Raw genomic sequence first — 6,272 nt, 5'->3', positions numbered from 1 at the left:
CGGGTCCCCGACGCCGGTACGGTCCTGGTCGCAGGTCTCGACCCCGTCGCCGACCACGACCGCGTGACACTTCTGCTGGGCGCGCAGCTCCAGGACCGGCAGGTGCCGGATCGGCTGCCGGATCAGTGAACCGGCACGGGGTATGTCGGGTACTCCACTCCGGAGACGTGCTGCACGACCCGGATGACCTGGCAGGAGTAGCCGAACTCGTTGTCGTACCAGAGGTAGAGGATCGCGTTGTCGCCGTCCACCTGGGTGGGGCCCGCGTCGACGATGGAGGCGTGGCGCGAGCCGATGAAGTCGCTCGACACCGCGTCGGGAGCGGTCGTGAAGTCGATCTGCCGCTTGAGCGGCGAGGTCAGCGACACGTCGCGGAGGTGGTCCAGGACCTCCTCGCGCGTGGTCTCGCGGCCGAGCTTCAGGCTGAGAATGGCGATCGAGACGTCCGGCACCGGCACTCGGATGGAGCTGCCCGTGATCGTCGCCCCCAGGCCGGGAAGCGCCTTCGCGACGGCGGAGGCGGCACCGGTCTCGGTGATCACCATGTTGAGCGGCGCGGAGCGGCCACGTCGGTCGGAGTTGTGGTAATTGTCCAGCAGGTTCTGGTCGTTGGTGAACGAGTGGATGGTCTCCACGTGTCCGCGCAGGACGCCGTACTCGTCCGCCATCGCCTTCAGGGGCGGGACGATGGCATTGGTGGTGCAGGAGGCGCAGGAAATGATCTGCTCGTCCGACTTGATCATGTCGTGGTTGACGCCGTGCACCACGTTGAGGACGTCGCCCTTGCCCGGCGCGGTCAGGACGACCTTGGCGACACCGGGGCGCAAGTGGTTCGAGAGGCCTTCGCGGTCGCGCCACTTGCCGGTGTTGTCGATCAGGATGGCGTCGTTGATGCCGTACGCCGTGTAGTCCACCGACGTCGGGTCGTCGGAGTAGATCATCTGGATCTCGTTGCCATTGGCGATGATCTTGTTGTTCGCCTCGTCGACGGTGATCGTGCCCTGGAACTGGCCGTGGATGGAGTCGCGCCGCAGCAGCGAGGCGCGCTTGACGATGTCCTGACCGGCCCCCTTGCGGACGACGATGGCGCGCAGCCGCAGACCGTTGCCGGAGCCGGCCTTCTCGATGAGCAGCCGGGCCAGCAGTCGGCCGATGCGGCCGAAGCCGTACAGCACGACATCGCGCGACTCGCGACGCTCGATCTTGTTGGCCCCCGTGGCACCCGCGACGGCACCGGCGGTGAACTCCGCCTCGGAAAGACCGCGGTCATCGGTCTTGTACGTCGCGGCGAGCATGCCGATGTCGATCTGCGAGGGACCGAGATCGAGCGTGGTGAGGGCCTGAAGGAACGGCAGGGTCTCGGTGACCGAGAGCTCCTCGCCGTCGATCTGCCGGGCGAATCGGTGGGTCTTGAGGATGCTCACCACCGACTTGTTCACCAGGGAGCGGCTGTGCAGGAGGACGGTGACGTCCCTCTCGCGGTGCAGCTTCCCGATGATCGGGATCATCGACTCCGCGATCTCCTCGCGGTGCATCCAGTTGGTGAACGAGTCGTCATTGACAGTCACAGGCTTATCTTTCGAGCTAGGGGGCGCTCATATGCTAACCCGTCGCTCTTTTGATCATGCAAACGGTCCGCCCGACCGCCACGGAGGGGTCCCGGGGTACGCGGACCGGGGCGCACCGGCCGGGCTCGAACGGGTTCACGCAGCGGACACGAAGCTGTCATGAAGAGGTCGGAATGCACGGCCGACTCCCCCTGCTTTTCCCTGACATGACTGTAGGAGTAGCACTCAGCGCGACCGGATCCGACAACCAGATCGATGCCACGGTGCACCTCGCCCGGGAGGCCGCCGCCTCGGGGCTGCGGTCCGCCTGGTTCGGGCAGACCTTCGGTGCCGACTCCCCGCAGCTCGCGGCGATCGTCGGGCGCGAGGTCCCGGAGCTGCAGGTGGGAACGTCCGCGATCCCCGTCTTCGGACGTCACCCGCTGATCGTCTCCAGCCAGGCCCAGACGGCGCAGGCGGCCACGCACGGCCGCTACCACCTCGGTCTCGCCCTCGGCACGAAGACACTGACCGAGGCGGGCTTCGGCATCCCCTACGAGCGGCCCATCGCCCGCCTGCGCGAGTTCCTCACCGCGCTGCGACAGCTGACCGGGACGGGCGACGCCGACTTCCACGGCGAGCTCATCACCGCGACCACCCCGCTCCCCGCCCGTGTCCCCGGGGCCGAGGGCGGCGTCCCCCTGCTCGTGGCCGCGATGGGGCCGCAGGCCCTCCGGGTCAGCGGGGAGCTGGCGGACGGGATCCTGCCCTATCTCGCGGGACCCCGGGCCCTGGCCGACCACATCGTCCCGGCGGTCACCGCCGCCGCCGAGGCCGCGGGCCGCCCCGCGCCCCGGATCGTGGCCCTGGTGCACGGCGTCGTCACCGGCGATCCCGACTCCGCGCGGGCGACGGCCACCGAGCAGCTCGCGTTCTACGAGCAGTTCCCGTCGTACGCGCGGGTCATCGGGCTCTCCGGTGCCGCACGGGCCGGTGACGTGGCCGTGATCGGCGACGAGAAGACCGTCGCCGCCGAGGTTCGGCGTTACCGGGACGCCGGGGCGACCGAGGTGGTGTTCTCGGGGACGGACCTGGCCGGGGAGGCCGACCGGCGCCGGACGTGGGAACTGCTCGGGGAACTGGCGGGCTGAACGGGCGGGCCGGTCGGTCGGTCAGTCGGTCGGGGCGGGTGCCTCGGACGTCAGGACGGAGAGCCGAGGGGCGGATGCCTCGGACGTCGGCGCGGGCGGGCCGGGGATGCCCCCGACGTCCGGGGGAGAGCCCGGGGGCGGATGCCCCCGACACCGGGCCGGGCGCCAGCCGTCGTGGCGTCCGTATCCCGTCGTGTCACCCGGCCTCGCGGCCCCTTGAGGACAAGGGCGCCCAGGTGTAGCGGACGCGCACGCCCTGATCGTGGAGCCAGGCAGCCTCGCGGTGCCGGAGTTCGCGCGCGGACTCCGGGGCGATGGCGCTGGGCCAGCGGACGAGTACCGCGGTGACGTCGCCCGTCTGTGCCAGCTGCCTCACACGCCGCCACCCTCTGCGCCGGGCCGGGTCGGGCTCACCGTACGTGTCGGTGACGACCTCGGCGATCGTCAGTCCGCGCTCCCGGGCGAACGCGCGGCCTTCCGCCTGCGCACGCTGCGTGGCTTCCCCCGGCGCCCGCGGGGCTCGGTCGGCACACACGTACAGCACGACGGGAGAAGCGGATTCACCGTGGGGAGTCATGGGCGCCCTCTGCAGTCGGATCGGGGAGGAGGGGTACCGCCCCCGCCAAGGGGATGCGGCGGGACCGCGCGGTCGCTGCCGTCGGACGGGCAGGCGGCCCGCTTCCCCGCCGGACGGTCGGGGTCACGCTCCATCCGGACCATCGCTGACGGGACCGGCACCGCGTGCGGCGTCGTCCGGTTCCCACGGTGTCAGGGGTGAGCCGTCAACTCAGCCCAGACGACCTTGCCTTCGGCCCGCGTCGAGCGTGCGGAGCCCCAGTTGTCCGCGAGCTGCCGAACGAGCAGAAGACCTCGCCCGCTCTCCTCGTCGGGGCCGACGAGGCGCTCGGACGGGCGGACCGGGGTGGTGCCCTCGTCGTGCAGTTCGATGCGCAGGCGCCGCTCGTCGTCGGTCAGTGTGAGGCCGCACAGGACATGGCTGCCTGCGGTGTGGAGTACAGCGTTCGTGGTCAGCTCGGATACCAGCAGCACCGCGTCGCAGCATGTGTCTCCGGGCAACTGCCAGGCACGGAGCCGGTCACGCACGGTGTCGCGGGCGGATTTCGCGCTGGTGCGCAGGGCGGGCAGGCCGAACCAGTACTCCCGGCGCGGCACGGCCTGCGCTAAGGCAGGGGCCGAAGCCGGGACCGAGGGCGTGGACAGAGTCACGGATGTCGCCTTCCAGCGCCTTCCGGAGGCGGGGCGCAGTGGGGGGATGCGGAACAGCGGATCGAGCGGTGAGAGGCGCACGCCTAGGCGTGCGCCCGGCAGTGGGGTGCCGACGACGGCATCGATTTCACGCGCCCTCTCCGGACCGGATCCTGCGTCATTCCTGTGACTTGGCCGCTCACACGTCCACTATGCGCGTGACAGAGCTCATGCTGCAACCGACTCCCTGATAATTTCAGCAGCGCGGGTATCGCTCTGGCGTCAACATCAAATCGCTGCAAGAATGCCTTTGTTGACGGTTCACCAGGAGGTTGGGCGTGAGCGAAGCCCGTTCCGGCGCGAGCGCGCCGACAGTCCTGCGCATGATCCTCGGCCGTCGACTGCAGGAGATGCGGCTCGCCGCCGGTGCCTCGTTGGAGGACGCGGCGAAGGCTCTGCGCATGACGACCCTGACGATCCGCCGGCTGGAAAAGGCCGAGGTCGCGCTGAAGCCTCTCTACGCGGAGAAGCTCCTGGAGACCTTCGGCGCGGACCGCCAGGAGATCGACGAGTTCGTCGAACTGGCCGAACAGGCCAACAAGCCCGGCTGGTGGCACTCCTATCGCGATGCCGTCCCCAGCTGGTTCACGGCCTACGTCAGCCTGGAGTCCGGCGCCAAAACCCTCCGCACGTACGAGCCCCAGTACGTCACCGGACTTCTGCAGACCCCCGACTACGCGCACGCCGTGCTCCGGGGCGGGTTGCCGAACGGCAGTGACGAGGAGCTCGCACGCCGCGTGGAGCTGCGGCTGCGCCGCCAGAGCCTGCTGGAGAGGGAGGACGCCCCCACGTTGTGGGTGGTCATGGAGGAAGCCGTGCTGCACCGGGTGGTGGGCGGCCCCGACGTGATGCGGGAGCAGGTCGAGCGACTCCTGGACGTCTCCGAGCTCGCGCACGTCAGCCTCGACATCGTGCCCTTCACCGCGGGCGCGCATGTCGGAGCGTGTGCCCCGTTCACATACTTCCGGTTCGAGGAACCCGAACTGCCCGACATCGTCTACAGCGAGCTCCTGTCCGCCTCGGTCTACCTGGACCAGCGCGCGGACGTCGTCTCCCATCTCGAGGCACACACCCGCATGGCGCTGCTGACGTCGTCCGAAGCCAGCACGGCGCTCTTGAACCGCATGCGCAAGGAGTACTCATGACGGTCACCGACGAGGGCATCTACAACGGCATGCCGGCCCACCATCTCGGGGAACACGGCTGGGAACGCCCCTGGAGCGGTCCGAACGGCGGCCAGTGCGTCGAGACGAAGCAACTGGCCGACGGCCGCGTGGCCGTACGCCAGTCCACCGACCCGGCCGGGCCGGCGCTGATCTACACGCCCGAGGAGATCGCCGCGTTCGTCCGCGGGGTCAAAGAGGGCCTTGCCGACCACTTGGCCGCCGGGTGATCCGACGGCGAGCAGAAGGGACGACGACACCCGTCCCGTCCCTGGACTGCGGGCCCGCAGACCACGCATGAAGGGGAGAACATGACCACCAGGCAGGCCGGCCGCGATCTCGACACGAGCAAGGCGCACTCGGCCCGGATGTACGACTACTTCCTCGGCGGCAAGGACCACTTCGAGATCGACAAGGAGGCGGCCCTGGTCGCCGCCCAGGCTCACCCCGGCATCTACGTGACCGCGCGCGAGAACCGGGCGTTCATGCACCGGGCCACCCGGGTGCTGGCGCAGGAGCACGGCATCCGCCAGTGGCTCGACATCGGCACCGGCATCCCGACCGAGCCCAACCTGCACCAGGTCGCCCAGTCCGTCGCACGCGACGCCCGCGTCGTGTACGCGGACAACGACCCTCTCGTCCTCAAGTACGCCGAACGCCTCATGCGCAGCACGGCACAGGGACGCACGGCCTATGTCGAGGCCGACATCACCGACCCCGATGCGCTGATGCGCTCGGTGGAGGACGCCGGGGTCCTGGACTTCGACCAGCCCATCGCCCTCTCCCTCAACGCGCTCATGCACTTCATCACCGACCCGCACGACCCGTACGCCATAGTCCGCCGACTGCTCGACCCGCTCCCGGCGGGCAGTGCCCTTGCCATGAACCACTGCACGCCCGATTTCGACCCCGTCACCTGGAACAAGGTCGCGGAGGTCTACACCAAGTCCGGGTCTCCGGTGCAGTTCCGTTCGCACAGCGACGTCCGTCGCTTCTTCGACGGACTCGACCTGGTCGACCCCGGCATCTGCTGCTGCCACCGCTGGCGGCCCGCCGAGTCCGCCACACAAGGGGCTGAGATCGCTGACGCGCAGATCAGCCTGCTGGCGGGCGTGGGCATCAAGCGCTAGGTGTACTGCCCGGAC

The 6,272-nt window shown here is 69.6% G+C and carries 7 protein-coding genes and 1 pseudogene; 5 read left to right on the top strand and 3 right to left on the bottom strand.

Features of this window, described 5'->3' with window-relative positions; genetic code table 11:
- Positions 1 to 117 (top strand): annotated as a pseudogene (locus ABT025_RS16200) (ABC transporter ATP-binding protein); the annotation flags it as partial.
- Positions 118 to 122: 5 nt separating this feature from the next.
- Here the strand turns inward: ABT025_RS16200 and ABT025_RS16195 are convergent.
- Positions 123 to 1,568, bottom strand: a complete 1,446-nt coding sequence (locus ABT025_RS16195; RefSeq protein ID WP_350994352.1) for a glyceraldehyde-3-phosphate dehydrogenase — start codon at positions 1,566 to 1,568, stop codon at positions 123 to 125.
- 206 nt (positions 1,569 to 1,774) lie between these two features.
- Between ABT025_RS16195 and ABT025_RS16190 the strand changes: the two genes are divergently transcribed.
- Positions 1,775 to 2,698: an LLM class F420-dependent oxidoreductase gene (locus tag ABT025_RS16190; RefSeq protein ID WP_350994350.1), complete on the top strand. Its 924-nt coding sequence runs from the start codon at positions 1,775 to 1,777 to the stop codon at positions 2,696 to 2,698.
- Positions 2,699 to 2,894: 196 nt separating this feature from the next.
- Here the strand turns inward: ABT025_RS16190 and ABT025_RS16185 are convergent, their stop codons facing one another.
- Positions 2,895 to 3,275: a hypothetical protein gene (locus ABT025_RS16185; protein ID WP_350994348.1), complete on the bottom strand. Its 381-nt coding sequence runs from the start codon at positions 3,273 to 3,275 to the stop codon at positions 2,895 to 2,897.
- Between the two features lie 191 nt (positions 3,276 to 3,466).
- Positions 3,467 to 3,871, bottom strand: coding sequence for an ATP-binding protein (locus ABT025_RS16180; protein ID WP_350994346.1), 405 nt, complete (start codon positions 3,869 to 3,871; stop codon positions 3,467 to 3,469).
- A gap of 371 nt (positions 3,872 to 4,242) precedes the next feature.
- Here ABT025_RS16180 and ABT025_RS16175 point away from each other — a divergent pair, with 371 nt between their 5' ends.
- The 3 genes from ABT025_RS16175 (at position 4,243) to ABT025_RS16165 (ending at position 6,257) form a co-directional block, all read left to right on the top strand.
- Positions 4,243 to 5,109, top strand: a complete 867-nt coding sequence (locus ABT025_RS16175) for a Sco1979 family transcriptional regulator (RefSeq protein ID WP_350994344.1) — start codon at positions 4,243 to 4,245, stop codon at positions 5,107 to 5,109.
- Positions 5,106 to 5,357 carry a DUF397 domain-containing protein gene (locus ABT025_RS16170; RefSeq protein ID WP_350994342.1) on the top strand — a complete coding sequence of 84 codons (252 nt, stop codon included), beginning with the start codon at positions 5,106 to 5,108 and terminating at the stop codon, positions 5,355 to 5,357. The genes ABT025_RS16175 and ABT025_RS16170 overlap by 4 nt, the downstream gene beginning before the upstream one ends.
- A gap of 81 nt (positions 5,358 to 5,438) precedes the next feature.
- Positions 5,439 to 6,257, top strand: a complete 819-nt coding sequence (locus tag ABT025_RS16165) for an SAM-dependent methyltransferase (RefSeq protein ID WP_350994341.1) — start codon at positions 5,439 to 5,441, stop codon at positions 6,255 to 6,257.
- Positions 6,258 to 6,272: the final 15 nt, after the last annotated feature.

The organism is Streptomyces sp. NPDC002809, from assembly GCF_040295435.1.
In the GTDB taxonomy this organism is placed as follows: Bacteria; Actinomycetota; Actinomycetes; order Streptomycetales; family Streptomycetaceae; genus Streptomyces.
The sequence above is the reverse complement of the archived record's forward strand: the minus strand, read 5'-3'. Positions and strand labels throughout refer to the sequence as shown.

What these genes read in the sequence shown, in the direction of transcription:
- ABT025_RS16190 (WP_350994350.1), top strand. Translation starts at nt 1,775, where the DNA reads ATGACTGTAGGAGTAGCACTCAGCGCGACCGGATCCGACAACCAGATC.
- ABT025_RS16185 (WP_350994348.1), bottom strand. Translation starts at nt 3,275, where the DNA reads ATGACTCCCCACGGTGAATCCGCTTCTCCCGTCGTGCTGTACGTGTGT.
- ABT025_RS16165 (WP_350994341.1), top strand. Translation starts at nt 5,439, where the DNA reads ATGACCACCAGGCAGGCCGGCCGCGATCTCGACACGAGCAAGGCGCAC.
- ABT025_RS16170 (WP_350994342.1), top strand. Translation starts at nt 5,106, where the DNA reads ATGACGGTCACCGACGAGGGCATCTACAACGGCATGCCGGCCCACCAT.